The 24,471-nt window shown below is 69.6% G+C and carries 22 protein-coding genes; 11 read left to right on the top strand and 11 right to left on the bottom strand.

Going from position 1 to position 24,471, the window contains the following annotated elements; translation table 11 throughout:
- The first annotated feature begins 1 nt into the window (after position 1).
- The 5 genes from ACZ4D5_RS37175 to ACZ4D5_RS37155 all read left to right on the top strand — a co-directional run bounded on the left by ACZ4D5_RS37175 (position 2) and on the right by ACZ4D5_RS37155 (position 5,264).
- A complete protein-coding gene (locus ACZ4D5_RS37175; RefSeq protein ID WP_467776890.1) occupies positions 2-259 on the top strand; it encodes a phosphopantetheine-binding protein in 258 nt (85 codons plus the stop codon).
- Between the two features lie 141 nt (positions 260-400).
- A complete protein-coding gene (locus ACZ4D5_RS37170; protein ID WP_467776889.1) occupies positions 401-1,150 on the top strand; it encodes a glucose 1-dehydrogenase in 750 nt (249 codons plus the stop codon).
- 10 nt (positions 1,151-1,160) lie between these two features.
- The gene (locus ACZ4D5_RS37165) at positions 1,161-2,411 is read left to right on the top strand and encodes a nucleotide disphospho-sugar-binding domain-containing protein (RefSeq protein WP_467776888.1); all 1,251 of its coding nucleotides are present in this window, start codon (positions 1,161-1,163) and stop codon (positions 2,409-2,411) included.
- A gap of 225 nt (positions 2,412-2,636) precedes the next feature.
- Complete coding sequence (locus tag ACZ4D5_RS37160; RefSeq protein ID WP_467776887.1) at positions 2,637-3,701, top strand: methyltransferase; 1,065 nt, start codon at positions 2,637-2,639, stop codon at positions 3,699-3,701.
- A gap of 84 nt (positions 3,702-3,785) precedes the next feature.
- Positions 3,786-5,264 carry an NDP-hexose 2,3-dehydratase family protein gene (locus ACZ4D5_RS37155; RefSeq protein ID WP_467776886.1) on the top strand — a complete coding sequence of 493 codons (1,479 nt, stop codon included), beginning with the start codon at positions 3,786-3,788 and terminating at the stop codon, positions 5,262-5,264.
- A 98-nt stretch (positions 5,265-5,362) separates the two neighbouring features.
- Here ACZ4D5_RS37155 and ACZ4D5_RS37150 read toward each other — a convergent pair whose 3' ends face one another.
- Positions 5,363-5,989: a dTDP-4-dehydrorhamnose 3,5-epimerase family protein gene (locus ACZ4D5_RS37150; protein WP_467776885.1), complete on the bottom strand. Its 627-nt coding sequence runs from the start codon at positions 5,987-5,989 to the stop codon at positions 5,363-5,365.
- Positions 5,990-6,182: 193 nt separating this feature from the next.
- Here ACZ4D5_RS37150 and ACZ4D5_RS37145 point away from each other — a divergent pair, with 193 nt between their 5' ends.
- From ACZ4D5_RS37145 to ACZ4D5_RS37125, 5 genes are all read left to right on the top strand, one after another.
- Entirely contained in the window at positions 6,183-6,428 is a 246-nt protein-coding gene (locus ACZ4D5_RS37145) for a DUF6059 family protein (RefSeq protein WP_467776884.1), read from the top strand.
- A complete protein-coding gene (locus ACZ4D5_RS37140) occupies positions 6,421-8,217 on the top strand; it encodes an acyl-CoA dehydrogenase family protein (protein ID WP_467776883.1) in 1,797 nt (598 codons plus the stop codon). The genes ACZ4D5_RS37145 and ACZ4D5_RS37140 overlap by 8 nt, the downstream gene beginning before the upstream one ends.
- A 131-nt stretch (positions 8,218-8,348) precedes the next feature.
- On the top strand, positions 8,349-8,645 hold the full coding sequence (locus ACZ4D5_RS37135; protein WP_467776882.1) for an acyl carrier protein: 297 nt from the start codon (positions 8,349-8,351) through the stop codon (positions 8,643-8,645).
- Positions 8,642-9,439, top strand: coding sequence for a 4'-phosphopantetheinyl transferase family protein (locus ACZ4D5_RS37130; protein ID WP_467776881.1), 798 nt, complete (start codon positions 8,642-8,644; stop codon positions 9,437-9,439). The genes ACZ4D5_RS37135 and ACZ4D5_RS37130 overlap by 4 nt, the downstream gene beginning before the upstream one ends.
- Positions 9,440-9,491: 52 nt before the next feature.
- Complete coding sequence (locus tag ACZ4D5_RS37125) at positions 9,492-10,100, top strand: response regulator (protein ID WP_467776880.1); 609 nt, start codon at positions 9,492-9,494, stop codon at positions 10,098-10,100.
- A 49-nt stretch (positions 10,101-10,149) separates the two neighbouring features.
- Here the strand turns inward: ACZ4D5_RS37125 and ACZ4D5_RS37120 are convergent, their stop codons facing one another.
- The 9 genes from ACZ4D5_RS37120 to ACZ4D5_RS37080 form a co-directional block, all read right to left on the bottom strand.
- Complete coding sequence (locus ACZ4D5_RS37120) at positions 10,150-10,926, bottom strand: oxidoreductase (protein WP_467776879.1); 777 nt, start codon at positions 10,924-10,926, stop codon at positions 10,150-10,152.
- A 72-nt stretch (positions 10,927-10,998) separates the two neighbouring features.
- Entirely contained in the window at positions 10,999-13,176 is a 2,178-nt protein-coding gene (locus tag ACZ4D5_RS37115) for a prolyl oligopeptidase family serine peptidase (protein WP_467776878.1), read from the bottom strand.
- Between the two features lie 30 nt (positions 13,177-13,206).
- On the bottom strand, positions 13,207-13,665 hold the full coding sequence (locus tag ACZ4D5_RS37110) for a hypothetical protein (RefSeq protein WP_467776877.1): 459 nt from the start codon (positions 13,663-13,665) through the stop codon (positions 13,207-13,209).
- A 455-nt stretch (positions 13,666-14,120) separates the two neighbouring features.
- Positions 14,121-14,717, bottom strand: a complete 597-nt coding sequence (locus tag ACZ4D5_RS37105) for a flavoprotein (RefSeq protein ID WP_467776876.1) — start codon at positions 14,715-14,717, stop codon at positions 14,121-14,123.
- Positions 14,714-15,706: an LLM class flavin-dependent oxidoreductase gene (locus ACZ4D5_RS37100; RefSeq protein ID WP_467776875.1), complete on the bottom strand. Its 993-nt coding sequence runs from the start codon at positions 15,704-15,706 to the stop codon at positions 14,714-14,716. Before ACZ4D5_RS37100 ends, ACZ4D5_RS37105 begins: the two co-directional genes overlap by 4 nt.
- A gap of 116 nt (positions 15,707-15,822) precedes the next feature.
- Positions 15,823-15,966, bottom strand: a complete 144-nt coding sequence (locus tag ACZ4D5_RS37095) for a hypothetical protein (protein WP_467776874.1) — start codon at positions 15,964-15,966, stop codon at positions 15,823-15,825.
- 154 nt (positions 15,967-16,120) lie between these two features.
- The gene (locus ACZ4D5_RS37090; protein ID WP_467776873.1) at positions 16,121-17,047 is read right to left on the bottom strand and encodes a T3SS effector HopA1 family protein; all 927 of its coding nucleotides are present in this window, start codon (positions 17,045-17,047) and stop codon (positions 16,121-16,123) included.
- 95 nt (positions 17,048-17,142) lie between these two features.
- Positions 17,143-18,234, bottom strand: coding sequence for a class V lanthionine synthetase subunit LxmK (lxmK, locus tag ACZ4D5_RS37085; RefSeq protein WP_467776973.1), 1,092 nt, complete (start codon positions 18,232-18,234; stop codon positions 17,143-17,145).
- A gap of 76 nt (positions 18,235-18,310) precedes the next feature.
- The gene (locus ACZ4D5_RS37080) at positions 18,311-18,880 is read right to left on the bottom strand and encodes a helix-turn-helix domain-containing protein (RefSeq protein WP_467776872.1); all 570 of its coding nucleotides are present in this window, start codon (positions 18,878-18,880) and stop codon (positions 18,311-18,313) included.
- 453 nt (positions 18,881-19,333) lie between these two features.
- On the opposite strand from ACZ4D5_RS37080, the gene ACZ4D5_RS37075 reads away from it, so the two are divergent.
- The gene (locus tag ACZ4D5_RS37075; RefSeq protein ID WP_467776871.1) at positions 19,334-23,017 is read left to right on the top strand and encodes an nSTAND1 domain-containing NTPase; all 3,684 of its coding nucleotides are present in this window, start codon (positions 19,334-19,336) and stop codon (positions 23,015-23,017) included.
- Positions 23,018-23,148: 131 nt separating this feature from the next.
- On the opposite strand, the gene ACZ4D5_RS37070 is transcribed toward ACZ4D5_RS37075, so the two are convergent.
- A complete protein-coding gene (locus ACZ4D5_RS37070; RefSeq protein ID WP_467776870.1) occupies positions 23,149-24,402 on the bottom strand; it encodes a sensor histidine kinase in 1,254 nt (417 codons plus the stop codon).
- Between the last annotated feature and the right edge of the window lie 69 nt (positions 24,403-24,471).

Here is a 24,471-nt window from a genome sequence, read left to right as displayed (position 1 = left end):
CATGTCAGTCCCCTGGGACGCCCCGTTCGAGACGACCCTGCGCGAAGCGCTGCCCCTGCTGCCCGCCGACGTGCCGCTGGAGGGGGAGACGTGCCTCAGCGACCACGGGCTGGATTCGATGGCCACCATCGACACCCTGCTCCGACTTGAGGAGCACTACCGGGTGACCTTCCCCGACGAGGCCCTCACCTCCGCCACGTTCGCGACCCCCGCCAGCCTGTGGGGCGTGCTGAGCGGCCTTCGGGCCGACGCCGCGTAGCCGACGCCGTCCCCCCTTCCCCCTCTCCCTCTCTCATCTGTTCCTCTGCTCCACCTCTCCACCTCTCCACCTCTCCACCTCTCCACTTCTCCACTTCTCCACCTCTTCTCTTCTCCACGTCTCGACCCGAAAGGCAGTGCCATGGGAAAGCTCGACGGCAGGGTTGCCCTGATCACCGGAGGGGCCAGGGGCCAGGGCGCCGCGGCGGCCCGCGCCTTCGTCGCCGAGGGCGCCGACGTGGTCCTCGCCGATCTCCTCGACGAAGAGGGCCGGCGGCTCGCGGACGAACTCGGCGACGCCGCCGCCTATGTCCACCTCGACGTCCGCGACGCGGACCAGTGGGCCGAGGCCGTCGCGTTCACCCGCGCCACCTTCGGCAAGCTGGACGCCCTCCTCAACAACGCGGGCGTGGTGGACGTCGGCACCGTGGAGGAGATGCCCGCGGCCGACTTCATGAAGGTCGTCGAGGTCAACCAGCTCGGTGTGTTCCTCGGCATGCAGGCCGTGGTGCCGGCCCTGCGCGAGGCGGGCGGGGGGAGCATCGTGAACATCTCCTCCATCGACGGCCTGATCGGCCTCAAGTACCTCTCCGCCTACTGCGCGTCGAAGTTCGCCGTGGTCGGGATGACCAAGGTCGCCGCCATGGAGCTCGGCCCCGAGGGCATCCGCGTCAACGCGGTCTGCCCCGGCGTCATCCGCACCGAGATGACCAAGGACCTGCACGAGATGCAGAACAAGTGGCTGCACAGGACCCTGCCGCTGCGCCGCCTCGGCGAGGCCGACGAGACCGCTTCCGTGGCGCTCTTCCTCACCGCCGACGACTCCTCGTACGTCACCGGCACCGAGGTGGTCGTCGACGGCGGCTGGACCGCCGGCCACCTGACCCCCTGAGGAGCCCACCGTGCGCGTGCTGTTCACCGTGTCGGACTGGCCCGGTCACTACTATCCGCTCGTCCCGCTCGGCTGGGCGCTCCAGGCGGCGGGCCACGAGGTCCGGGTGGTCTGCGCCCCCAGCCAGGCGGGCACGCTGCGCCGCACCGGCCTGACCCCGGTCCCGCTCGTGGAGCCGGGCCTGGAGATGACGGTCCAGTGCAGGCTGCGCAACTTCTGGGACGCCCAGCAGGGCAGTTGGCCCCATCCCGAGCCGCCGCCGCACCCGCTGACGGGCGAACCGCTGGCCCGCCTCGACGACTTCGACTTCGCGGCGTTCCGCGCGGCCAACCGTCCCCGGATCACCCGGGCCACCGGCGAGAACTTCGACGCCGTCGTCGACTTCGCCCGCGCCTGGCGGCCCGATCTGGTCGTCCACGACCGGATGAGCATCGAAGGGCTGCTCGCCGCCCGGGTGTCGGGGGTGCCCGCCGTCCTGCACCTGTGGGGTCCGCACGGCACCGCGGAGCCCGAACCGGAGCTGCGCGTCATGCCCGGCGACCCCACCGGGTCCTTCCCGCGGTACGGCGTACCGCCCATGGGTCCCGAGCTCATCGAGTACGTCATCGACCCCTGCCCGCCGGGCCTGGAACCGCCCACCGACGCCCGCAGGCTCCGGATGCGGCACATCGCGTACAACGGTCCGGGGCCCGACCCGGGCATCGGGCCGCCGCCCGCGGGGCGGCCGCGGGTGTGCGTGGTCTGGGGCCACTCGATGACCAGGATGTACGGACCGAGCTCCCGGCTGCTGCCCGAGCTCGCCGCGTCCTTCGCGGGATCGGGCGCCGAGGTCGTGCTGCTCGCCGGCCCGGACGATCTCGCGGCGCTGGGTGAACTGCCGCCCGGTACACGGGTGTTGGAGAACATTCCGCTACGCACCGTGCTGCCGGGTTCCGCCGCGGTGGTCCACTACGGCGGCTCGGGCTGCACCATGACCGCGGTCGCCGCGGGGGTGCCGCAGCTCGGCATCCCGTTCTCCGCGGAACAGGCCCTGAACGCGGGCAGGGTCGCCTCGGCGGGCGCCGGCCTCGTGGTCCCCGCGAGCAGCCGGGAGCGGTCGGCGCGGACCCGTGCCGCGCTCGGCCGGCTTCTGGGCGAACCCTCCTTCCAGCAGGCCGCTTCCCGCCTCCGCGAGGAGGTCCTCGCCACTCCCGCACCGGCCGACCTGGTGCCCGTACTCGAAGAACTGGCCGCAGGTGCCCGGCTTCCCGCGCCCCGCTGAGCCACGCCCCGCTGAGTCACGCCGCGCTGAGCCGCGCCGCTCCGTGCTGAGCCGCTCCGGTTCCGGCCTCGCCCCGGGTGCCGCACCAGCCGGAATCCATGCTTCCGCGAGGCGGCCGGGCGACCGTCGCCCCATCAGCCGCCCCCTATCAGCCGTCCCCCCATCAGCCGCCCCCGTGATCCGCCCCCGGATACCACCATCCGCCCTCAGAAAGAGGTATGTGCCATGACGACCCATGCAAACGTCGAGTCCGAGTCCGAGTCCCGGCTCCGGGCCGAGACCCGGATCCGGGAGATGGCGCTGAGCGTGGCCGTCGCCTCCGCGGTCCAGGTCGCCGTCAAGCTCGGCGTGGCCGACGCGATCGGGGACGAGGACGCCGACGCCCGCGACCTGGGCCGGGCCGTCGACGCCGACCCCGACACCCTCGCCCGGCTGCTGCGCGCCCTCGCCTCGCACGACGTGTTCGAGGAGACCGCCACGGGCAGCGGCCGCTTCCGCCACACCGAACTCTCCCGGCTGCTGCGCACCGACGCGCCGGGCGGCATGGCCGACATGGTGCTGTGGGCCGGCGCCGCCTGGACCTGGGACGCCTGGCCGCGCCTGGAGCAGGCCGTCAGGAGCGGCAAGCCCGTGGTGCCCGAGCTCTACGGCAAGGACTTCTTCAGCTACCTGAAGGAGGACGCCGGGGCGGACGCGCAGGTCTTCAATCGGGCCATGACCCAGGCGAGCGAGCTGACCTCGCGTGCCGTCGCCGACACCCTCGACCTCGAAGGCGCCCGCACGGTCGCCGACATCGGCGGCGGCCACGGTCATCTGCTGCGCACCATCCTGGAGCGCCACCCGCACGTGTCGGGCGAGCTGTTCGACCTGCCGACCGTCGTCGCCGGTGCCGACGCGGCGCTCCGCGAGGGCGGCGCGCTGGCCGACCGGGCCGGGGTCACCGCGGGCGACTGCCTCGACGCGGTGCCGGTGACGGCCGACGTGTACGTCATCAAGCAGATCCTGAAGTGGGACGACGAGCGCTCGGTCCGGGTGCTGCGCAACGTCGCGGCGAACGCCCGCCCCGGCGCGCGGATCGTCGTCGTGCAGAACCTCGCCGACCTGAGCCCGGAGCCCAGGGTCACCACCGCGATGGACCTGTTCCTGCTGCTGAACGTGGGCGGCCGCGAGCACGACAAGGGTGACTTCGAGGAACTGTTCCGCCGCGCGGGCCTGGAGTTCGCCGGTGTCACCCAGGCGCGCAGCGCGCTCTACCTGATCGAGGCCCGGGTGCCCGCCGCCCGGCCCTGAACCACCGCACGACCACCCGTCATCCTTCGCTGTCATCCCTTGCTGTCATCCCTCGTTGTCGTCCCCAAGGCCTCGGAGGCCCTCGTGTCAGCTCCCACCACCGGACGGACTCCGGCACCGGTCCGCGCGCGCAGACCTCTCACACGGCGTGCGGACGTCACGCTGCCGGACCGCCTCGCCCGCTCCGCGGGCACCACTCGGGGCACCCGGTTCGACACCGCGGAGTTCCACGCATGGTTCGCCGCCCAGTGCGCTGCGGGCGACTACCGGGTGACCCGGGCCCCGCTCGCGGAGCTGCCCGGCTGGTCCTTCCAGGACGGCACGGGCAACCTGGTGCACCGCAGCGGGCGCTTCTTCTCCGTCGAAGGGGTGCATGCCACCTGGGACACGGGGCCGGTGCGCGAGTGGCACCAGCCGATCATCCGCCAGCCCGAAGTGGGCATCCTCGGCATCCTGGTCAAGGAGTTCGACGGCGTCCTGCACTTCCTGATGCAGGCCAAGATGGAGCCCGGCAACCTCAACGTGCTCCAGCTCTCGCCCACGGTTCAGGCGACGCGCAGCAACTTCACCAAGGTGCACGGCGGCGCGGCGGTGGAGTACATCGAGTACTTCGCGCAGGAGGGCCGGGGCAGGATCCTCGTCGACAGCCTGCAGTCCGAGCACGGCTCCTGGTTCCTGCACAAGAGCAACCGCAACATGGTGGTCGAGGCGTTCGGAGAGGTCGAACTGCGGGACGGCTTCTGCTGGTTGACGCTCGGACAGATCGGCGAACTGCTGCGTCACGACAACCTGGTCAACATGGACTCGCGTACCGTGCTCGCCTGTCTGCCCATGGGGCGGGCGGGCGGCGGGCAGGGGCGTCCGGAAGTCTTCGCGGAGTCCTTCGGCCGTTCCTGGGACCAGGGCTGCGGCGCGCTGCACTCCGATGTGGACGTCGTGTCCTGGCTGACCGCGGAACGCTCCCGGCGCGGCCTGGTGACCCGGGCCGTGCCGCTCGCGGGCCTGCCGGGCTGGACGTCCGGCGAGTACGCCCTGAGCCACGACGAAGGCCGCTACTTCGACGTGGTCGGCGTGCACGTCGAGGCGGGCAGCCGGGAGGTCACCAGCTGGAGCCAGCCGCTGATCGAGCCGCGCGGGGTGGGCGAGGTCGCCTTCGTCGTCAAGCGGGTCCACGGCGTGCTGCACGTCCTCGCGCAGGCCAGGGCGGAGGCGGGCTTCCAGGACACCGTGCAGGTCGGCCCCACCGTCCAGTGCACCGGCGCCAACCACGCATGGCTGCCGCCCGGCGACCGGCCGCCCTTCCTCGACCTGGTCCTCGGGGCCGCGGCCGACGCGGTGCGGTACGAGGCGGTGCACTCGGAGGAGGGCGGCAGGTTCCTGAACGCGCAGGCCCGCTGCCGGGTCGTCGAGGTCGGTGAGGACTTCGCCGCCGAGGAGCCGCCCGGCTTCCGCTGGCTCACGCTCTCCCAGCTGGCCATGCTGGTCCGCCACGGCAACTCCGTGAACGTGCAGGCCCGTACGCTCATGGCCTGCCTCAACCTCCTGGCGATCAACTGGAGTTGAGAGCCGACGCCGGAGGCCGGCCACCCCGCGACAGGGGTGGCCGGCCTCCGGCGTCGTACGTACGGCATGCGCCGCATGTGCTGTATGCGGTGCGGCCCTCAGGCGGCGCCCCCCGCGCCGAGCGCCGCGTAGTGGGCGAGGCACTCCTCGTACGACGTGAGCAGCCCGGCCCGCTCGGCCTCGGCCACCGTCGGGGCGTCCCGGTCCTTCGGCGAGCGGAGCAGCTCGCTGTGGGCCAGGCCGCTCTCGCGCGTCCAGGGCAGGTCGAGCGCCGGGTCGAGGGCGTCCAGGTCCACCTGGGTGCCCGGCGCGAACGTGGTGGAGCAGAGGTAGTTGACGCAGGCGTCGTCGGTCAGGGCGAGAAAGGCGTGCCCGAGTCCCTCGGCGGCGAACACGGCCGCACCGTTGGCCGCGGAGAGCCGGGTCGCGGTGTGCCGGAGGTAGGTCGGCGAGCCGGGCCTGATGTCGATCACCACGTCGAGGACCTCGCCCCGCACGCAGGAGACGACCTTGGCCTGTCCCGGCGGCATGGCCACCCCGTGCACCCCGCGGAGCGTGCCGTAGCGGGAGACGGAGTAGTTGCTCTGCAGCGGCAGCATCGGGCGGCCGATGGCCTCGGCGAGGACATCGTGGCGGAACGCCTCGAAGAAGCAGCCGCGTTCGTCCTCGATCGCCTCGGGCACCAACGTGTAGGCGTGCGGAACTGACGTCCGGTGGATCTGCATGGCGCGACGCTAGAGGCACTCTCTCGTATCCCGGTCGAGCCCGGAGACGGCGTCCCCGGCCGGTTCGGCCGTTGCTGGACCGAGCCTTGAGGGGGGCCGCGCAGCCTGGGCCGATCAGTGCTGACGGCCGGGGGCGAAGGAGACATGACGGGTGAAGACGGGTTGGCGTGCCCTCGGGCGAGCGGTGTCGAGGGTGCTGGATTCGCCGGGGTTCCAGGCCCTCGCGATGCTGGGGGCGTGCTTCGGGACGATGTCGCCGGGCCCCTTCTGGATGGCGGAGCCCGAGGAGCCGCCGACCGGCGGGGCGCTCATGGAACCCCCGCCGCGCCACCCCGAGCGGCTCTGCTCGGAACGTCCCCTGACCGCACTCGAACTGCGCCTTGAGCGTGAGCTGAGCGTGCCCGCCGACGCCCACCGGTGGCCGGACCGCCGTGGCTGAGCGGCGGCGCGGGGAGGCCGCCGCGGCCGTCGGCGGGACGGGACCCCCGCGGGAGCCGGCCGCGCGGCTCGAAAGGGCGCTGGGGGATCCGTACGACGAGCGGTCGCCGTTCTCCTACCGGCAGGCGCTGCGCCACGACAGGGACGCGCGTTTCCCGTCGGCGTTCTGCGCGGCCCTCGACCGGTGGGGGCTCCCCGCGCACTACGTGCCGACCGAGTACGGCGGCGCGCTGCGGGACTACGCCGAACTGCACCGGCTGCTGCGGGTGTTGGCGCGGCGCGACCCCACGGTGGCCACCGCGCACGGCGCGACGTTCCAGGCCATGGCGCCCGTGTGGGTGTCGGGCGACCACTCCGCGGCGCGCCGCCTCGGCGCGCTGGTCGGGGCGGGCGCCCGGGTGTCGTCGAGACTCGCGGGGCCCGGCGTTCTCGGGCGGGCGGGCGGCAACCTCACCGCGTACCCGGCCGCCGACGGCTACCGGCTCGACGGCGAGGAGTGGCTGGTCGGCGATGTGGCGCGGTGCGACGTCCTGCGCGTGCTCGCCCGTACGTCGCCGGTGGACAGCCCACGGGCGTACTCGCTGCTGCTGGTGGAGAACGGGAAGCTGCCCCCCGACGTGTACCGGCCGCTGCCCGAGCTGACCCCGGAGGGGCTGCGCGGCGGCGGAACGAGCGGGGTGGTGTTCCGCGACGCCAGGCTCGGCGCGGAAGCCGTCGTCGGAGGCGAGGGCGGCGGTGTCGAGGCCGTCCTGAAAGCCGGCCAGGTGGCGTGGATCCTCGGCTCGGCCTGCTCGCTGGGGGCGGCCGAAACCGCGTTGCGGATGGCGCTGCGGTGCACCACCGGGCGGCGTACGCCCCGCGAACGCGAGCTGGAGCGAAGGGAGTTGGCGAAGGACTACGCGGACGCGCTGCTCGCCGACGCGCTGAGCGAGGTCGGCGTGCGCGGCATCCACCTGTTGACCAGCGAGCTGAGCGTGACCGCGGCGGCCGTGGGCTTCCTCGTGCCCGAGCTGGCCGCGGGCGTGGCCCGGCAGGAGCGGGCACACCGCGGCTGCGGCGCCGGGCCCGACGGCGACCTGCCGCACGGCATGCTGCGGAAGCTGGCGCGCGACCGCCGCACCATGGCCGCGGCCTTCGGCGGCGGCCCCCTCGCGCTCCGTGCGCTCGCGGCCCAGGCCCGGCCGCTGGCGCGCGGCTATCTCTCGCCGTCCGATCATCTGCCGCGCCTGGACCGGCTGTTCGGCCTCGACGCGGAACTTCCGCCGCTGGACGCGGAACGGCTCACCCTGTTCTCCCGGTACGGAAGCGCCGTGCTCGGCTGCCTTCCCCGGTCCGTCGTCCGGCTCAGGGAACTCGCCGCGGACACCCCCGAGTTCGCGGGAGCCGCCGCCCTCGCCTCTCAACTCCTCTCCCGCGCCGACGAGTTGCACCGGCGGCTCGGTGCCCGGCCGGGCGGTTCCCGGCCCTCGCGGGAGCGGCTCTCCGACGCGGCCGCGTACGCGTGGTGCTTCGCGGGGGCCGCCTGCATCGGCCGGTGGCTGGCCGACAGGCCGATGACCGGGCACGGCTCCGCGGGGCTTCGGCAGGACGGACTGTGGCTGGAGGCGTGTCTGGCACGGGTGGTGGGGCGCCTCGGCGCCCGCCCGGCCGACGACCGGCTGTTCGACCGGCTGGCGGCCCGGCTGATCACGGACTACGAGGCGGGCCGTCCCCTCTTCTCGCCGTCGTGCCCTCAGGGGAAGCGGGCGGCCGGGCCGGGCGGGCCACCGCGCGGACCCGGCGGGCGCTGAGCGAGGCGCTCGACCGGTACCACAGCGTCCGCGGCTACGACTTGGCCGCGGACGACCTGTACGGGTCGGGACCGGCGTACCGACCGCCGGCGCACCCGGGGCGGGGAAGCACAGGAGGGCAGGAGCGACACGTGGAAGACAGCGAACTCGTCCGCCGGGAAGAGCGGCGATGGGACCGGTGGCTCAGGAGCCGCCTCGCCGAGCGGGTGGGGCTGGCCGCGGGGGACATCGACACCGGCACGCCGTTCGAGGCGTTCGGGCTCGATTCGCTCGGCGTCCTCGCGCTCACCGAGGAGGCGGGCAGCGAGCACGGTCTGCTGATCGAACCGACGGTCGCCTGGGACCATCCGACGGCCGCCTCGCTCGCCCGCCGGCTGGCCAGGGAGTCGGCCGCGCCCCGCACGGACGGCCCGGGGGAGCTGTGGTGAGCGACGGCACGGCGCTCGGCCGACCGCTCGGGCTCCGCGGGCCGCAGGGCCCGTGGCGGCCGCTCCTGCGGAACCTGCGGGAGCACGGCGGGGCGCTGGCCCTCGGGACGTCGGCGGAGTGGGCCGCGGACGACCTGGAGGGACCGGAACTGAGGAGGCTGCTCGGGCCGGACCTGGCGCGCCACGACGCCATGGCGCACGAGCGGGCGCGGGCCCGCTTCGCCGCGTCGCGCCGCTTCCTCAAGCATGTCGTGGCCTGCGCCGTCGAGGTGGAGCCGTACGAGGTGGAGCTGGCGTACGAGCCGGGCGGACGGCCGTACGTGCGAGGCGGCGGCCGGATCGACGTCAGCCTCAGCCACACCGGTGAGCTGTTCCTGGTGGGCGTCACCCGGCTCGGCCGGATCGGCGTGGACGTCGAGCCGACCGCGCGCCCGATGAGGGTGCCCGGGAGCGATCGCCGGTTCTGGACCCCGTACGAGGCCGAGGCGCTGGCCGCGGTCGACGAGGCGGCGAGGCAGGGCGAGAAGGTGCGGCTGTGGACGCTCAAGGAGGCGTACGGCAAGGCCACCGGGCAGGGCATGCGCCTCCGCTTCGGCGACTTCGGGTTCGGACCCGGCGCCGCGCCGCGGGTGCTGACGGCGACGGGGGAGCCGGGCGCGGGCGCCGAGTGGTCGTTCGGGACGGCCCGGGTCGAGGGCGCTCGGGTCGTCGAGAACGCTCGGGTCGAGGGCGCGTACACCGTCGGCTGGGCCCTGCGCAGGCACCCCCTCACCCCGCCTGCCCGGAAAGGGTGAGGCTTCGGCGACACTGGATGCAGGAACGCGTGACAAAGCACGGGGGAGCACATTGAGCATCAAGGTCTTGCTTGCCGAGGACATGCACATGGTGAGAGGGGCGCTGGTGGCGCTCCTCGACCTGGAGCCCGACATCGACGTGGTGGCGGAAGTGGCCAACGGCAACGACATCGTGCCCAAGGCGCTCGCCTGGCGTCCCGATGTCGCGGTGATCGACATCGACCTGCCGGGCACCGACGGGCTGACCGCCGCGGCCGCGCTGCGCGACGAGCTCCCCGCCTGCCGGACCCTGATCCTGACCAGCCTCGGCCGCCCGGGGACGTTCCGCAGGGCCCTCGCGGCGGGCGTCCGTGGCTTCATCCTCAAGGACGCGCCGCCCCAGCAGCTCGCCCAGGCGATCCGCCGGGTGGAGAAGGGGGAGCGGGTGGTCGATCCCGAGCTGGCCATGGCGGCCTGGGACAGCGGGGACAACCCGCTCACCGAGCGTGAGGCCGAGGTGCTGCAGCTCGCCGCGGACGGCGCGGAGGCCGCAGAGATAGCGGGCCGGCTCTATCTTTCGGTGGGCACGGTCCGCAACTACCTGACGTCCTCGGTGGTCAAGCTCGGCGCCCGCAACCGCCTGGACGCGGTGCGCATCGCCCGCGAGGCCGGCTGGGTGTGATCCACGGGCCCGGCGGCCCGTAGGCGAACGCATGGAAGCAGGACGGCCTTCAGACGGTCTTGACCGTCCCTCCGTCAATGATGTAAGCGGCACCCGTGATGCTGTTGGCCCTGCTGGAGAGCAGATAGGTGATCAACGAGGCAACCTCATGTGCTTCTGTCATACGTCCCGTCGTGACGCCGCAAGCTGCCGGTAGCTGACGGAGCAATTCCTCCAGTTCCATTCCTGCCTCAGCGGCAGCGCTGCGGCCGAACCCATCCGCTCCCTCCCACATGTTGGTTCGGACGAGCCCGGGCGAGACGGTGTTCACACGAACCCCCTGCGGCCCGAACTCTTCCGCGAGGCTTTTTCCCAGAGCTATGAGGGCTGCCTTGGATGCGCTGTAGGCAACGGGCCCTGCCGCAGGGAGGGAGGCTGTGATCGATGAGACATTGACGATCGCGCCGCGCCGGTCGATCAAGCTGGGCAGGGCTGCTCGGCTTACACGGATCGCGGTGAAGAGGTTGAGATTGAAAGTGTCTTGCCAGGTCTGGTCATCGACCTCGAGGAAACTGCAGGGACGTGCCGCCGCACCGACATTGTTCACCAAGAGGTCCAGGCCTCCCAGTTCGTCGGAAGCCAGGTCCATCGCTTCCCGCACAGCATCGGGGCTGCTCAGGTCGGCCTCTATGACTGACGCGCCGGACTCCTTGAGCTCGGCCGTCGTGCTACGAGTGATCCCGGCGACGCGTACACCTTCTGCCATCAGCGACGTGACGGTCGCGAGTCCGATTCCTCGCCCGGCTCCGGTCACCACGGCCGTCTTCAGTCGAAGATCCAGATCCATGACTCTCCTTCGTGGTTCTTTGCGCGTACGACGTGAGTTTGAGCTTCTTCCAGCACGGCCTACTCACACGGCCTACTCACCGGAGCGGTCCAGGACGTCCGGCAGTACCAGTCCGGACTGCCAAGCCGCGAAGGCCAGCTGATCCACCAGTAGCTCCAACGCGGTGCTCACCGTGCTCATCCCGTGGCCCAGGCCGTTGTCCCGGCGCAGAAGTGTCAGTCCACGTCCGTTGTCGGGCAGGGGAACAGGCGCCGCATGCTGGAGGGCGGCGCACATCTTCCGGGCATGCATCGGGTCCACCAAGACATCGCCGTCGCTGACGCTGAAGAGCACTGCCGGATAGGACTTTCCTGCGTTCACGTGGTGGTACGGCGAGTACTCGATGAGCCACTGGAACTCATCGGCCACCGAGACGGATCCGTATTCGGTGCGCCAGGACGGGCCGAACCCGAATCGTTCGTACCGGATCATGTCCATGAGCGGTGCTTCGCAGATCGCCGCCCGATACTGCTCAGGGCGTTGCGTGAGAGCGGCTCCCATCAGCAGTGCACCGTTCGACTCACCGCTGATCACCAGTTGGTCCGTCTTCGTCCATCCCTCGTTCACCAGGGCTTCGGCCGCTGCGTGGAAGTCATCGATGGATCGCTGTTTGTTCTGTCTGCTTCCGGCGGTGTGCCAGTTCGCACCCTCTTCAGGGCCACCGCGTACGTGCGCCACGGCGTACAGGCCGCCGGCCTCCACCCAGGCGAGGATCTGGGGGTTGTGGGTTGGCGCGGGGGACAGCCCGAAGCCGCCGTATCCGTAGAGGATGGTTGGCCGTGGCCGGGCCGGGCCATGCGGAGCGACGATCGTGATCCGTACCGGAGTCCCGTCGGCGGACCTGCACACCATCTGCCGCGTTGTGCCTGTCGTCAGGGGTTCGGAATCCGTCGTGTGCGCAGTGATCTGTCGCTCGTGCGGCGAACGCCAAGGGGAGGCCGAGCGAGTTCGGGCATTCCACTCGAAGACGGTGACCGGTGTGAAGGGGTCGGTGTACGTGAACCACGCCTGACATCCCTCGCCCCTGAGTTCACCCACAGTGCCGAGACCCGGAAGAGGAATCTCTTCGAACCGTTGTCCCGTCACGCCGTCGTGCACGGTGATCTCACTGATGGAGTGCCGTTTCCATGCCGCGAGGACGAACGGCCGTTCCAGAGCGGAGTCGTCGAGTACGGCCACCTGCTCCAGACATGCCTGTGCATCCTGGCGGAGCAGCTCTGTCCACCTGCGGTCGTTCCCACCGATGACGTCGCCCACGTCGCCGACGAGCAGCCTGCTACGTGGAGCATCGCGATCGGTGAGCAAGTAGAGGCTGCCGTTCCGGCCGACGGTGAGATGAGCGTTGGCGGAACGGTCGACCAGAAAGAAGTCCGGAAGAGCGGCTTGGGACAGCGTCAGGTCCGCTATCCAGAACTCATTGTTCCCCACGGCTCCGTTCGTACTGGTCACGGTCAGGTAGCGGCCGTCGCCCGTGACCTCAAGGTTGTATGCGGTGGTGCGATCGAGGCCGTCGCCGAATACCATGCCGTCTTCTGTGTCCGGGGCGGTGCCGATCCGATGGAGATGGACGCGCCGGTAGTAGCGCCCGTCCTCCGGAGAATCGGCCGCTGCGGGCAGGCTCTTCACGTAGTAGAAGCACTCACCGCCCGGCAGCCACGCGATCGGGGTCCTCCGGCACCGGAAAATGGGTCCGTCCACGAGGTCACCCGTCGATATGTCCATGACGAACAGCGCGCTTTCCGTACCCGCGCGGGACACCTGATAGGTGAGTCGCTCTCCCTCCAGGCTCGGAAACCAGCGGTCCAGAGTCGTGTCTCCGGTGGGGTCCAGACCCATCGGGTCCAGGAGCACGCGTTCACTGCCGTCGGGCTCCTCAACGCACAGGACCGCGTGCTCCTGGCCCTTCATACGCCGCATGAAGAAGAGACGGGTGCCGCGCCGCACGGGCGGGCCCGTGACCCCCCTGTCGAGCACCGCCCGCATGTGGTCGCGCAACCAGGTGCGCCCGGGCAGTTCGCTCAGAACCGCACGGTGCAAGTCATCCTGAGCCCGTAGCCAATCCCGTGTTTCCTCGCTCTCGGCATCCTCCAGCCAGCGGTACGGGTCGGCGACAGGTTGTCCGTGGTAGGTCTCCGTGCACACCGCGCGTCGGGCCGCAGGATGGCCGTCGATTCGCGGGGGTGCCTGCCGGGCCGGTGTCGCCTTGCTCATCGGTGTCTCCTTGCGCATGTCCGTGTGGGTTCAGCGCCATTCCGCCACGAGGTCGGCCAGCAAGGCTGCATGACGCTGAACCGCGGTGCTGTCCCAGGTGATGAAGGTGCAGAAGTCATGCAGATGCAGCAGGATGCGCAGGGTTGCCGCGTGGTAGGTCAGCAGGTCGAGTTCACGCCCGTACCCGTCCTGGAGGGCGGCCATGAGAAGGCCGAAGCCCGCGGGATCCGACGGCCCGCGCCCACTGCCCTCGGCACGCAGTTCGAGCAACTCGCCCAGAATCCATCCGACGTCCCACTGCCAGGGCCCGGTCCCGATGTCCTCGCCTGTCAGCAGCGCGACGTCGTCCCCGCTCTCGGAGGGCACCAGCTGACCGAGTCCGGGACCGCCGTGGAGCAGTGAGCTCTCGGCACGGTCGAGGTCGTCGAGCCACTGCCAGAGACAGTCCAGGCGGGCGGCGCCCATGGTCTGCCGCAGTGCGGAGTGCAACGGGGCACCCGGTCCGTCGTAGGGGTGCTTGGCCCAGGCGGTGAGCCGTTGCCAGGGAAGTGGACGTTCCAGGTCTGGGGCGTGTGGCGCGGAGTGCAGGGTGCGAAGCAGTGTGCCCACGCCGTGCAACACGTCAGGAGCCGCACGGGCGGTCCGGCTGTCGCCGGAGACGAGGAGACCCGCCAGCGAGCGGTACCCGCCCACCGTGTACCGGAGGCTTCCGTCGTGGAGTTGCGGCAGAGCCCACTGCACCGGTCGGCGTGGGGATCCATGCGCCGCAGGCCAGGACCGGTCGAAGGGCAACTGGCCGAATGGCTGGGTGCGTACGTCGCCCGGGCGTCGTATCCATACGAACCAGTTGTCGTGGTCGGCAAGGATCCGGGTACGGACGTGCCCGCTGCCGTATTCGTCCATCAGCTTCCCGGGCGGGGCGGGAGGGGGGCCCGAGACCGTGCTCATGTCGCGGATCGCTGTGTGTGGTGCTGCTCGATCAACTTCAGCACGCTCGGCAGAGGTGCGGCGGTCGCGGCATCGAGGCGTCCCGTGGTGGCACTCGGCCCGACACCTGGTTCGGCGATGACGACATTGGGGCGTTCGCGGAGCACAGCGAGGTGAGAGCGCATGGCATGGCTGTCAATCCCGGCGGGCGGGAGGGAGGGGGCCAGGGCGATCGTGGCGCTGGTGCACTGCAACGCCAGCATCGCGGGGGTGTCGGCCAGGCCCAGTGCGAATCGGCCGAGGAAATGGAAGGTTGCCGGGTAGACCGCTACGGCATCGGGCCACTGGGCAAGTTCCACGTGCATGGCGGTGGTTCGGGGCGTCGAAGGCCACGAGTCTTCGAGGACTGGGCTGCCGGTGATCGCCGTCAGCGCGGCGGGCGCGACGAACTGCTGGGCCTGGCGGGTCAGCAGCACTTTTGTTTCGAGGTGCGGATAGCTCTCGCGCAACCAACCGAGCCAACCGGGTAGCGAGGACACACCCAACGCTCCGGTTCCGACCAGCAACAACCTGAGGGGCGAGAACGCCGGTTGCCCGGCTGGTCCCCCCGTCATGGCCGCACCGGGCAGGCATCGTTCGGAGCCGCTGCGGAGGAGGCCGTCAGGATGGCCCTGAGCACGTCCAAGGATGCGGACGTCCCCTCCTTCGCCTGTATACCGAATGTGCTGAGGACGACCTCGTCCACTCCGGCGCGGCGGTAGACGGCCAGGGACCGGAGGACCTCGTCGAGGCTGCCGACCGCCGCCGTGCCGCTGCCGATCAACTGGGAGGCAGCGCCGAGCAGATCCTGGGGGTCGACAGTGATGCCGGCCCGATTCAGCATGTCGACATAGTGGGGAGCCTGCAGATGAGCGTGGGACGCGGCCCGCACGACGTGTGAGTGGTCGCGTCCCGGAGAGTCCAGCGAGACATGAACGACTGCCGTCACCCGCGGACGGGCGCGCCCAGCGCGTTCTGCTCCCTTGTCAAGGGCGGGGACGATGACGTCCTTGATGTAGGACGGAGGCGCGAGCCAGGTGATGGCGACATCGGCCGTTTCACCGGCCAGCTCTGCCATCTTGGGACGCAGCACGCCCAAGCCGATCTCGACCGGGGGGCTCTTGAAGGGCGGGAGCCCGCCGCCCATCGCGAAATAGTCGCCGCTCCGCCGGCTCAACTCGCCCTCGAGGAGATCCCGCATGATGGTCACGTACTCGCGTACGGCGCCCAGCGGGCTGGCATAGGCGGTGCCTCGCAGCGCCTGGACGAACGGTCTGGGGCCCGTTCCCAGACCGGCGACCACGGAGTGACCGGTGAGCGCGGCCAGGGACCGAGCCTGGAGAGCCGCCTGGAACGGATGGCGCAGAGGCAGGAGGGCCACGCTGGTGCCGACGGGGATGCGCGCCCCGGCCCCCGCGGCGTAGGCCAGGGCGGAGTGTGGCTCCACGATCAGTGACTGACCTGTCCACAGCCGATGGGCGTCGCCCTCGCCGACGATCCTGGCGAACGGCATGAGCTGCCTGCCGTCGGTGGGCATGAAGGGGAGTATGACGGAGATGTCCATTCGAGGCTCCATGAAATTCATTCGCCCTGCCGAATGTCAACGAGGCCGGGTCGAGGAGGCGGCGCTATGGCCGACGGAACTCCGTCGGCCATAGCGGACCTGTGGGTGATTCTGGTTCAGCAACCCCACTTGATGCTGGCGATGACCGTGACCGAGATGCTGGTCAGGGCCGAAGGTGCCTCGTCGGCGGTTCCCTCGGCGGCAACCTCCTCGACGCTCGTGTAGGTCTCGAATTCCCCGGCAAGCTCGATGTCGTTCATTTCTTCTCCCTCGTGTGGATTTCTTCTGGTCCTGCCCGCAAGAAGGCCGTCGTCTCGGGCGCCTCTTGTTCTCGGTTCAACTTGAGCGGGCAGTCATGAATGTAGGAGGAGAAACGAGGGTCGAGGAAGGTTCTTTTGATGACAGGTTGAACGGCTACGACGTTTCATAAAATCCGTCGGGGAGCAGTGGGGAGGAGAGGTTGCGGGCCGGCTCCAGAGGGTCGACCCCCGCCCGCAACAGGGCCTCTCGCACCGTCGACCTCCGAGAGCGGTCCCTTTGGCGCAGCGCGTGGTGGACCAGTCCTTCCGCCAGGGCGCGTGCACGGTGTTCGCCCAGACTGGTGTTGCGCATTCCGGGCCGGTCGTCCGCGGGTTCCCAGGCCACGGCGATGCCCGGGGCCAACGGGTGGGTGAACGACGAGGCGTCCGCGCCGAGGCCTTCCACATCTGCGACGGCGTCAGCAATTCCGCGCAGCAGTCCTCGGCCATGGCGCCTCAGATAGATGACAACGCCATCTCGACGCGGCAGCGCGCCTGCGCCGGAAGCTGCCTTGGCCCGGTAGCCGATGCCTTGTGCCTCCAGATAGGCGAGCGTGCGGGTCCACGCCTGGACAGTGGCGTCGGCTGTGGTCACGTGCAGATACACCCGCAGCACCGGCCCCTCGGCGGCCAACGGCCGCGAACCGTCGACCAGGAAGAAGCCGGGAGAGAGCCACGGTCGCATGGAGGTCACCCGGACCCCTACTTCCGCGGGCGGCGGTGAGACGGGCGGGGAGTCGGCCACGCGGTCCTGCCCGGCCCGGACTCGAACGCCTCCCAAGTCGACGATGAAGTCGTTCTGGAGCATGCCCAGGACCGGCACGCGGTGGAGCGTGTGCCGATGGGGTACGGCATGAGCCAGCCGGGCCTGCAGGCCGGCATCGACCAGGTCCTGCTGCGGCGTCGGTTCCAGCGAGCGGCGACCGACATGCACCAGGTGGTACAGGGCCGTGGCGAGCGGCGGTATCAGCGCTCGCAGGTGCGGTGCGGTGACGGAGTGACCGAACACGGTCGCCGACGGGCCATCCGTGTCGATCTCCACCGCGTCGAGTACCGCGGTGAGGTGCTGGGACAGCAGAGGACCAGCCGCGTCCTCCGCCGACTGGCCGGTGCCGCTCGCAGCAGATGCACTCCTGGTCATGAGCCGCCCTCCGTAAGCCCCACAGTGGCGACGAAAGCGGACGGGGTGAGCAACAGCTTGCGGCCGATGCCTGCGACGGCGCGAGGAAGGGGTGCCAATCGAGGCGCGGACCGAGCTCCGGCGAGCAGTCGATCGAGCAGATGCCAGCCGGCGAAAGCCACGACGCGGTTCACCAGATCCTTGCCCGGGGCCTGTGCGCCGCGGTAACCCGACCAGAACGCCGCTGTCCGAGGGCGGGACGACCTGATTCCCTCGCTCATCAGCTCCACCATCCGGGAGCGGTTGTCTGCCGCCTCGCCTTCCTCGAAGGCTTCCGTGTCGAAGGAATCCAGGAGGCTCCGGTGCAGGATGTCACCGACGACGCCGCCCAGGTCGCGAGCGGCGTCCCCCGGCCGGAACTCTTCCAGATCGGTGAGGAAGACCTCGCCCCGTGAGAGCAGGAACTGGTCGAGCCGAAGGTCGCAGTGGGCCGCCACGGGATCCGCCCGTCCCTCGCTCCGCTCCAGTTCACGCAGGGCCCCCGCGAGCGCGACGTCGTGCTGCATCAGACTCCAGACCTGGAGCTCGGCGGCTGACAGAGATTCGTACAGGCCGAGGGGCATGCCGTCGAGGACTTCTGAGGACGGCAAGAGGGGAGTCGGCGGCGGACCGGCGGGCAGCGAGTCGACCGGCAGCTGATGAAGTCGCGCCGAGGCCAGCCCCACGACGCGCAGCAGTTCCTCGGTCAGCTCACCGCGCTTGGCGCGATCCGCAGCCGACTCGGCGTCCTCGACCAGCTCGAACACCATCACCTGGGCCGTCTCGTCGGTACCCAGGCATCGGGGCGACGAGATCCCACAAGGAGTACTGTCCGTCAGTAACCGCTCAAAGTCTCGGCATTGACGAATACGCGCCTTGGACACCTCGTGCGTCCCCTGCAACTTCTTTACGAAGACCTTCCTCCCGCTGTCTGTCCAGCCGCTCCAGTTGGTGTTCCGGCCAGGATGTCTGCGTACCCTCGTCCCGGCCTTCAACGACCCCAATCCGAGCCGTAGAAGAACGTGATCGACCTCCTCCAATCCGTCACGCGAATCGGCAGCAACTGACATCTCTTTCACTTCCACAGATTTCCTTTCCATCGGTCTGATGTGACGCGGAGGTTTCCTGACGGACGCCCGGCGGCACTCATCGGGCGTTACCGAGCGCCCTGCCGAGGAGAAAGCCCCATGCCAGGCACCCTCCAGCCATGATCGTTTCCGCGGGGCCCCGAGACGCCAGGCGGGTGACACCAACAAGCACGGCGGCTCCGGCGATGCCTATCACCGCGGGCTGAGACCGCAGAAGGAACCGCATGTCGTCCTCCGTGCCGGGTGTCACCGCCGTCACCAGGCCGTGGAGAGGCTCCGTGGCATGTATCGCGGCTTCGTCGGGGCAGCTCTCGTGGCTCTCGCTCTGAGCGGAGATCGCAGATTCGGTTTCCCTCCAGTTCTTCTCCCACCGCTCGACGTCGCCATCGCAGGCAGCCACGTATGCCAGAGTCAATTTCAAACTGGGCAGACGTATCCCCCGAGCCGCGTCGGAAAGTGATGCCCCTGAGTAGTTGGCACGTGCTGCGAGCGCCCTGTACGGCGGGCTTCCAGCCCTTCTTCTGAGCTCGCGTAACTCGTATGCAAACTCCTGCAGTGGCCCACTCGACGGGTCCAGATGCGATTCAGGCCGTCCCATGGCTTTCAGGTACCTCCCCTTTGCTCTCATGAGGCGATTGGAAAAGTGCGAAAGGACAGTCCCGGACGTACGCCGGCCTGTTGTTCAACTGCCGCCTTGCGCACGCACGCTGACGTCATGTCGGTACACCCGCGCAGCCCGGCGGTGCCGTTCATGGGCGGTCTTCCGGATGGGGCAGGCAGGGGCACGCACTCCGGCTCACACACCCGGGCCGATGCACATCAACTTTGATTGATTGATTGATTCGGCTGGCACGGCCTGTGCCGGAGCTCGGTCCCGGCCGGGGCCGCACCATCCCCCCGTTGGTGGCGGCGGGCCGGTCCTGCCCCACAGAGTTCAGTGGCGTTGTCGTTGTCTCGCACCCCGTTGACGTGCTGTGAGACAAAAAAACAGGCAGCCGGCGGGGTTGGCTGGTGATCTCCTTCTGCCGCCCTGTGGTGGCGTGCTGAGATCATGTGGGGCCGGTCTACGGGGGAGGGTGCGGTGGGGCGTCGTGAGAAGCCGGTGGATCCGGGGGCGGGTCCGGGCGCGCGGTTCGCATACGAGTTGCGAAGTCTGCGCGAGGAGGCGGGTGCGCCGACCTATCGGGTGATGGCGGGGAAGGCGGGGTATTCGGTTGCCGCTTTGGCACGCGCGGCCGCGGGGGAGAAACTGCCGTCCTTGCCCCTGGCGCTGGCGTATGTGAAGGCGTGCGGCGGGGACGTCGAGGAGTGGGAGCGGCGCTGGCGTGACGCCCGGCGTGAGCAGGCCGCCGCCGAGCCGCCGAGCGAGGACGAGGAGTCGGCCGTCTCGCCGTATCGGGGTCTGGCCCGGTTCGAGGTCGGCGACAGTGACCGGTTCTTCGGCCGTACCCACTTGACCGACGTACTCGCCGACCTGGCCGGCGCTCACCGGTGTGTGATCGTGTTCGGGCCCTCGGGCAGTGGCAAGTCCTCTCTGCTGCGCGCCGGCCTCATTCCCCGATTGCTGAATGCCAAGGACCCGGCGCTGCGCCCGGCGGCGGTCCGGATCCTCACCCCCGGCGCCCGGCCGCTGCGCACCCACGAGCAGGTGCTCACCCCCGCTGACGCGCCTGGGGACACCTGGCTCGTGGTCGATCAGTTCGAGGAGGTCTTCACCCTCTGCCAGGACCCCGAAGAACGCGACCGGTTCATCGACCGGTTGCTGACCGCTCGGCAGGCCGGTAGCCGGCTGAGGGTGGTGCTGGGTGTACGGGCGGACTTCTACGGCCGCTGTCTGCACCACGGCGACCTGGCCAGGGCCGTCGGTGAGGCCAGCACGCCAGTAACGCCGATGAGCCCCGCCGAGCTGCGCGCGGCCATCGTCAAACCGGCCGCGGCCCACGGGCTGATCGTGGAACGCGCCCTGACCGCCCGGTTGATCGAGGAGACCGCGGACGAGCCCGGCGGACTGCCGCTGCTTTCCCACGCGCTGCTGGAGACCTGGCGCCGACGCAAGGGCCGGGCCGTGACGGTCGAGGCGTACGAGGCGTCTGGTGGGGTGACCGGCGCGCTCGCCCGCACTGCCGAAGACTTCTACACCCAGCTCTCCGCCGACCACGCCGATCTGGCCCGCCGTATCCTGCTGCGCCTGATCACTCCAGGCGACGGCGTCCCTGACACGCGTCGCCCCGTCGAACGCGCCGAACTCGGCCCCGGCGACTCGGCCGCCATCAGCCTGGTGCTGGACCGGCTGGCCCGTGCCCGCCTGGTCACGCTGGACCAGGACACCGTCGACCTGGCCCACGAGGCCGTCATCACCGGCTGGCCCCGCCTGCACACCTGGATCGAGGAGGACCGCGAGCGCCTGCGTGTCCACCGGCGCCTGACCGAGGCTGCCACCGTGTGGACCGAACTCGACTGCGACCCCGGTGCCCTCTACCGCGGCGCTCGCCTGGCCGACGCGGAGGAACACTTTCCACGTCCCCATCAGCACGAGGACCTCACTGAACTGGAACGGGATTTCCTCACCGCCAGCACCACCGCCCGAGAAAAGGAACGACAGGCAGCCGCCCGTACCACCCGCCGACTGCGCAGGTTCACCGCGGGCCTGTCCGTCCTCCTCGTCCTCGCCCTGACCGCGGGCCTGGTCGCGTGGCAGCAGAGTCGTAACAGCGACCGGGAGCGCAACAGGGCTGTCGCCGCACAGCGCGTGGCCCTGTCCCGGCAGATGGCTGCGCAATCGGACACTTTGCGCGGCGGCAATCCTGACCTGGCGTCCCTCCTGGCGGTCCAGGCCTACCGGGTCAACCGCACCCCCGAGGCCGTGGCCAGCCTCTACTCCGCCGCCGGTCTTCCTCTCAAACTCCGCCTCACCGGTCACACGAAACCGGTGGACGCGATGGCGTTCAGCCCAGATGGCCGGACCCTGGCCTCCGGAGGCAGGGACAGCACGGTACGGCTGTGGGACGTAGCCACAGGGAGAACCAAAGCCGTCCTCACCGGCCACACCGACGACGTCTATTCCGTGGACTTCTCCCCGGACGGGAAAACCCTGGCCACTGCAAGCCATGACAAGACAGCACGGCTGTGGGACGTGGCAGAGGGGAAGAGCGAAACCGTCCTCACCGGCCACACCGGCAAGGTCCAAGCCGCAGTGTTCAGTCCCGACGGGAAAACCCTCGCCACGGGAAGTGCTGACCACACAGCACGGCTGTGGGACGTGGCGACGAGGAAAACGAAAGCCATCCTCGCCGGCCATATCCGTTCCATACCCGACTTGAAATTCAGTCCAAATGGGAAAATCCTGGCCACTGCGAGCACCGACAAAACGGCACGACTGTGGGATGTTGCTACGGGAAGGGAAAAATCTACTCTCTCCGGTCACAGTGGTGCCATCTACCAATTAGGATTCAGCCCTGATGGGGAAACCCTGGCCACTGGAGGCTGGGACAAGTCAGTGCGACTGTGGGACGTGGGCACGGGGAAAGCCAAGACCCACTTCAACTACCCTGACGGAGTTTTCTCCCTGACGTTCAGTCCTGACGGGAAAACCCTGGCTGTCGGCGTCCGCACCAAGGTGCAACTGGAGGACGTCCATACCGGCAGAACGCAAATGACACTCTCCGGTCACACCGACTCCGTATTCTCCATAAAGTTCAGCCCCGATGGGCAAACCCTGGCCACCGCAAGCGCGGACAAGACGATACGACTGTGGGATGTGGCCGCCAGTAAAACCAAGGCCACCCTCTCCGACCACACCGGCGACGTCTACACTGCGGTATTCAGCCCCGACCGGAAAACCCTCGCCACCGGGAGCGTCGACAGAACAGCACGACTGTGGGACGTGAAGACGCGCCGAACGCGAGCTGTCCTTACCGGCCACACTGACTGCGTCTTCGACATGGCGTTCAGTCCTGATGGGAAGTTCCTGGCCACCGCAAGCTGGGACAACACGGTGCGAGTGTGGGACACAGCCACAGGAAAGACCAGATCCGTCCTCGCCGGCCACGCCGATGACGTCACGGCAGTGGAATTCAGCCCCGACGGGAGAACCCTGGTCACCTCAAGTTGGGATAAGAAAGTCCGGCTGTGGGATGTCACCACGGGGAAGGTGAAAGCTACCTTCACCGGCCATGACGACTACGTCTACGCCGTTGCCTTCTCCCCTGACGGGAAACTTCTGGCATCTGCAAGTCGTGACAGAACAGCACGACTGTGGAACGTATCGACAGGGAAAACTGTAGCCGTCCTTACCGGCCACACCGATGCCGTCTACGCCATCGCATTCAGTCCCGACGGGAAAACTCTCGCCACCGCAGGCCTCGATAATGTACTACGGCTCTGGGACACGGCCACGGCAAAGGCCAAGGACACCCTCACCGGCCACAGCAACGAAGTTACATCTGTGGCATTCAGTCCCGACGGGAAAACAGTAGCGTCGGGGAGCATGGACAAGACCGTACGGCTGTGGGATGTGGCTACATCCAGAACGCGAGCAACCCTCACCGGCCACACCGATGAAATCGAATCCGTGGCGTTCAGTCCTGACGGGAAGACTCTCGCCACCGCAAGCTATGACGAGACGGTTCGGTTGTGGAAGGTCGTCCTGCCCACCGCGGAAGAATCCGTCAAGAAGATATGCAGGGCTGTTCGTCGAGACCTTACCCGGCAGGAAAGCGCGACCTACCAGCCGGACCAACCGCACCAGCCCGTGTGTCCCTCTTGAGCCTGGACACCCCATGCCGTTCGGATGTGGCGGACGGGTGCGTGTGACGGTGCTTCAGGGGCCCGGGGGGAGTCTGGGGGGACGTCCCCCTGAGCCCGTTCACCCCGGCAGCCCGTTCACCCCGGCAGCCCTCAGCCCGGCCTCCCCGGGGTGCGGCCGGAGTCCGTGGTGGAGGTGCGTGTCGGGGCGGTCTCGGCGAGGAGGTGGAAACTGCCCTCCGCGTCCGGCCCCGCCGTGAGCCGGCCGCCGATCGCGGCGAGGCGTGCCGAGAGGCTGTCGAGACCGCCGCCGCGCTGCTCCCCGGAGTCGTGTCCGGCGGGCCGCACTCCGTCGTTGACGATGCTGAGCCTGACCACCCCGTCCTCCTGCGTGGCCTCGATCCGGCAGCGCGAGGCGTTGCTGTGCCGGACCACGTTGGTGATGCCCTCGCGCACCACGGTGGCGAACGCGGTGTCGGCGGCGCTGCTCAGCCGGTCGTAGTCCACCTTCAGATGGGCCTCTATGCCCGCGGCGGACAGCACCGAGCGGGCCGACGAGAGCTCGTTGAGCAGCGACAGCGAACGGTAGCTCCGCGCCACCTCCCGTACATCGGTGAGCGCCTCGCGCGAGGTGTCCACGATGCTGCGCAGCTCCTCCCTGGCCCGCTCCGGGGAGCGCTCCACCAGCTGGTAGGCCAGCTCTCCCTTGAGCGTGATCGCGGAGAGGCTGTAGCCGAGCAGGTCGTGCAGGTCGTGGGCGAAGCGCAGCCGCTCCTTGGTGACCGCGATCCGGGCGAAGTCGTCCTGGGCCTCGTGCACGGCGATGGTCAGCAGCGCGAGCCGGATCAGGCTGTAGACGATGATGCCGGTCAACAGGGTCGACACCATCATGTACAGCACCGCGACGGTCCCGAAGCCCTCCCGCAGGCCGGTGCACAGACCGATCAGCAGCACCAGCAGACCGAAGAGCGGCACCGCCTTGCGCACCGGCAGGACCAGCAGCGCGGAGGCGCCGACGAAGCCGCCCATGCCGCCCCAGGCCCAGCCGAGCGCCAGACACGGGACGGTCACCAGCAGGATCTGCACGACCAGGATCCAGCGGCCGTAGCGGTCGCGGACGGACTTCGTCCGGGGCAGCGTCTGCACCAGCTGCAGGACGATGGTCAGCGGCAGCACGGTCAGACACAGGGAAATGCTCAGCGGCGTGACGCCCTCGTCGAGGATGTCGACGACCTGCATGACGAAGAATCCGCTCATCACCATGAAGACGACGGCCAGCGCGAAGCGCGGCGGCGGCGCCGTGGCACCGAGCGCGACAAGTTTTGTCTCATTCGGTTCGGTGCAGTCGGCCCCGGGTGCTTGTTCGCACGCCTCGGAGCGTCTCAGGTGATCGGCCGGCACCGTCATCGGTTTCCCCCTTGGTCGACATCAGGGGCGATAATACGGTTTATGCGTGCAGGAGTGCCGACTCCGTAC

Source organism: Streptomyces sp. NPDC025651, assembly GCF_055558735.1.
Note: the sequence above shows the minus strand (reverse complement) of the source record. Positions and strands in the feature narration are given on the sequence as shown.

Bases quoted from the DNA above. Each gene is read 5' to 3' on its own strand.
- ACZ4D5_RS37160 (WP_467776887.1), top strand. From the start codon at position 2,637: ATGACGACCCATGCAAACGTCGAGTCCGAGTCCGAGTCCCGGCTCCGG.
- lxmK (WP_467776973.1), bottom strand. From the start codon at position 18,234: ATGTCAGTTGCTGCCGATTCGCGTGACGGATTGGAGGAGGTCGATCAC.
- ACZ4D5_RS37080 (WP_467776872.1), bottom strand. From the start codon at position 18,880: ATGAGAGCAAAGGGGAGGTACCTGAAAGCCATGGGACGGCCTGAATCG.
- ACZ4D5_RS37115 (WP_467776878.1), bottom strand. From the start codon at position 13,176: ATGAGCAAGGCGACACCGGCCCGGCAGGCACCCCCGCGAATCGACGGC.
- ACZ4D5_RS37095 (WP_467776874.1), bottom strand. From the start codon at position 15,966: ATGAACGACATCGAGCTTGCCGGGGAATTCGAGACCTACACGAGCGTC.
- ACZ4D5_RS37175 (WP_467776890.1), top strand. From the start codon at position 2: ATGTCAGTCCCCTGGGACGCCCCGTTCGAGACGACCCTGCGCGAAGCG.
- ACZ4D5_RS37105 (WP_467776876.1), bottom strand. From the start codon at position 14,717: ATGACGGGGGGACCAGCCGGGCAACCGGCGTTCTCGCCCCTCAGGTTG.
- ACZ4D5_RS37170 (WP_467776889.1), top strand. From the start codon at position 401: ATGGGAAAGCTCGACGGCAGGGTTGCCCTGATCACCGGAGGGGCCAGG.
- ACZ4D5_RS37100 (WP_467776875.1), bottom strand. From the start codon at position 15,706: ATGGACATCTCCGTCATACTCCCCTTCATGCCCACCGACGGCAGGCAG.
- ACZ4D5_RS37120 (WP_467776879.1), bottom strand. From the start codon at position 10,926: ATGGATCTGGATCTTCGACTGAAGACGGCCGTGGTGACCGGAGCCGGG.
- ACZ4D5_RS37150 (WP_467776885.1), bottom strand. From the start codon at position 5,989: ATGCAGATCCACCGGACGTCAGTTCCGCACGCCTACACGTTGGTGCCC.
- ACZ4D5_RS37070 (WP_467776870.1), bottom strand. From the start codon at position 24,402: ATGACGGTGCCGGCCGATCACCTGAGACGCTCCGAGGCGTGCGAACAA.